The sequence below is a fragment of the Mucilaginibacter sp. P4_G9 genome (genome assembly GCF_056400985.1).
Map to the genome: position 1 here is coordinate 1 of NZ_JBFUKF010000507.1, position 3,120 is coordinate 3,120.

2 protein-coding genes are annotated in these 3,120 nt (G+C 40.1%); one reads left to right on the forward strand and one right to left on the reverse strand.

Translation table 11 applies throughout. The features are described 5' to 3' along the window. The coding region (locus tag AC1DPZ_RS24565; RefSeq protein WP_477408421.1) for a glycoside hydrolase 43 family protein at positions 1-1,142 on the reverse strand (1,142 nt) is incomplete at its 3' end. A 507-nt stretch (positions 1,143-1,649) separates the two neighbouring features. Between AC1DPZ_RS24565 and AC1DPZ_RS24570 the strand changes: the two genes are divergently transcribed. Next, on the forward strand, positions 1,650-3,068 hold the full coding sequence (locus AC1DPZ_RS24570) for a ligand-binding sensor domain-containing protein (protein ID WP_477408423.1): 1,419 nt from the start codon (positions 1,650-1,652) through the stop codon (positions 3,066-3,068). Positions 3,069-3,120: the final 52 nt, after the last annotated feature.

The following is a 3,120-nucleotide window of genomic DNA, read 5'->3' on the forward strand; positions in this document are numbered from 1 at the left end:
GGTTGAAGCGTGGCATCAGAAAAGTCATCGCTTCTTCTAAAAGTAGCATGCGGCAGGGAACTAAATCCTGTGTTAGGTTTCACCCAGGTTTGAGGACTACGTGTAAGATTCCCCGGCAATCCAAAATACGGCCATTCATTTTGCCAGGTAACGGGCGAAATACAAAGTAATCTTCCGATTGAATTGTGATCCATCATTGACCATCCCCACCACTCTCCTGATTGAATTTGAATGATTCCGCCCTGGTGCATCGGAATTGCCCCTACAAAATTTTCAACCGGGGCATTTACCTTAAACGGAGGGTTTGGCCTTTCGTTGGTCAGTCTGTAGCCGGTTCCTGTTCCCAAATTTTCCTTCGAACTCATAACATTGACCTCATACGGTCCGCGTRGATGATCAGCACGCAGGCATACCTGATAACAAACAGGATCGTAGTTTGTACTGGTGATATAATATTTCCCGTTAATCTTATAAAAGTGTGAACCTTCCCCTGCCCCGCTTCCTTTCGGTACAATAACCTGCTCAGTTCCGGCTTTAATATCGTTAAGTTCATCATTCAGTTCTCCTATGTGAACTTCATCATATCCCCATACCACATATACTTTACCGTCGTCATCAAAAAGAACAGAGAGATCATGAAAGCTTTTATTCATAGCGGTTTGCGTCCAGGGGCCTTTCGGATCTGTAGCCGTAAACAATTGTGTGCTAAAATGATTCACATTACTAAAAATATAGTATTTCCCGTTATGGTAACGGAAACATGGTGCCCAAATTCCTTGCCCATAAACATTTTTACCATCTTCCAGGCGAAATGGGGGCCCCAGGTCGAGCCGGTTAACAGCATAGCTCACAAAATCCCAGTTCACCAGATCTTTAGAATGTAATATGGGCAAACCGGGCATAGCATGCATCGTGGTGCCGGTAAGGTAATAGTCGTTGCCTACCCTGATCATGTCCGGGTCAGAAAACTCATCATAAAAAAGCGGGTTGGTGTAAGTACCATTTCCGTTATCCGACACCCAGGTTGGAGCCTTTAAAGGATCAGCCTTACCAGATATTTTTTTCTGCGCGTAGCTTACTGATACCAGCGTAAAAAGTACCGGAAATAATATAGTGATTAATTTAACGGGGATTTGCTTCATTATGATAAGATTATTCATTTTAACAAGGATTTATAACAGCATTGAAAAAAAAACCAACTGCGCCATGTTTTGGATCATAGGATCTGCATTATTAAATAAACGATAGCGCTTTTATTCAGGTTAAAAAAGACAGGTACAATACTAAGAAATTTATATAATTGTTGTTTAGACAATTATGTAAAAAAGTGATAGCACTTTTGAAATTGAAAAAATACTCATGCAGGTTTTAAAGTGATAGCCGACCTAATTGAACATTCTGCAATCTTTTACCATCGTTCCATGAAATGCCTCAATTCGTTCAATTAAAAATTGCACAATTGAACAAATTAAAATGAAACGCGATTTTAAAAGAGCGCACACAGTCGAGTGCTTTAACAATCAGTCATTTTACTTAACATTATTTAACATATCATTCATTTGGTGTTTTGAATTAGCTTTCGTTAATTTATAAACGTAATGTTAATATTGTTATCCCCAACAAAAATTTGTAAGCTATCGCTTATAAGCTTGTCTATTTTCTTTTTACCGGCAGTGGTCTCCGCGCAAAATCTTTTCCTGGAAAAGGTAGATTTATGTAGTAGTGAAAATTATTGCATGGATTGCGGCAGTCCGAAAGCCACCTGTTCTCAATTTACGCTTGATCAGATTTCCGACAAAATAAATCGTAAATACGTATTTAAAGATGCAAATGGGTCGGTAACGTTCCAGGTTTTAGTTGAACCCTCGGGGTTTAGCTGTGTACTTAGCCACACCGATATTACTAATAGTCCACTAACAGCCGATTTGATCCGGCTCCTGAACGGCAGTATCTGGAAACCAGCTATTGAAAACGGCAAACCCGTATCTGCATCTGTGAATGTAATTTTCCATATCGCGAATGGCAGAATATCAAGCCAGATGCAAAGAATGGACCTGGCTCAATTAGCGCCGCCCGGCAATCCTGTTATTTATAACAAAAACGTTGTTTATACTAATCCATCATTAAAAAATTATGAATTCACTGTGTGGACCAAGTATAATTCACCGCTACCGGATAATGTCAGCCAGGCTGCTGCCATAGACAAAGCCGATGTTTTATGGTATGCCACTGCCAGGGGATTTACCCGGTTTGATGGTACAAACTTTAATCCGGTTAATGAATATAACTCGCCATTTACCTCCGAAACAGCCGTGCAGGATATGACTATTGACAAAGACAATAACAAGTGGGTTTATATTAACAATGGGATATATAAATGTACCGATGCGGGCTGGCAGGTATATGATTTTAAAAAGTTTATAAAATCGGGGGTTACTCATATTCTAAACAGTCGTAACGGTGAGCTTCTTTTTACCACTAAAGATGGCATGGTAGTGGTAAGAAAGGATAAGGTGGTGGTATTAAATAAAAAAACGATACCCTTGCTCCCCTCAAGCAATGTATACTACGCTTATGTTGATAACCAGAAACGGTTGTGGATAGGTACATCAAAAGGCAACATAATGATTGACAGGAATCTGCTGCCAACCACATTTAATACATCAGATACACCTTTAAAAAACGCCTGCATTTCTGGCGCGGCCGAAGATGAAAACGGCAATCTTTACTTTTCGCTGATCAGCTACAATAAAGCTGCTGGCGATGATGACAAAGAGGGAATAGCGGTGCTGAAAGCTGACGGCACCTGGCTTCATTTAAACGATAAAAATTCCGGAATTCCCTCCAACCATGTCAATACTATATTGTATGACAAGTTTGAACGCGTTTTGTGGATCGGTACAGATCAGTCGGGCCTGGTAAGGTTTAATTTGAACGGTGGTTGGGAAAACTATCACAACAACAACTCCCCTGCTCCCGGTCATACAATTTATCAATTGGTTCAGGATTCAAAAGGTGTTATTTATGCCACCACGGCTAACGGCTTACTAATAATCAGGAGAAAATAAAGCATTTGGTCTGAGTTTTTCGCTATAGGGATGTATTCATATACCAATCTAT